Genomic DNA, 340 nt, shown 5'->3' on the forward strand with positions numbered 1-340 from the left:
AGGTCGCCGCGCTGACCAGCGCCCAGATGGGCGCGCTGAGCACCAATGTGATCGCCAACGGCCTGACCACCGCGCAAGTGGTGGCCCTGAGCAGCACCCAGGCTTCCGGCCTGACTTCGCGCCAAATCGCCGCGCTGTCGACCGCCAACCTGGCCGCCATGGAAACGGTGGACTTCGCCGCCCTGAAGACCGCCACCATCGCTGCCCTGAGCTCGGCCCAGATCGTCGGCCTGACCTCGGCGCAAGTGATCGCGCTGACCACGCTGCAAGCCGCGTCGCTGACCTCGGCACAAGTGGCCGCCATGGAAACGGTGGACCTGGCCGCCATGGAAACGGTGGA

General features: G+C 68.2%; 1 protein-coding gene. It reads left to right on the plus strand.

Features of this window, described 5'->3' with window-relative positions:
* Positions 1–340, plus strand: a 340-nt coding sequence (locus tag AC6H42_RS03045; RefSeq protein WP_497547382.1) for a hypothetical protein, incomplete at both ends; no start/stop codon positions are given.

Source organism: Massilia sp. NBRC 108631 (assembly GCF_059704565.1).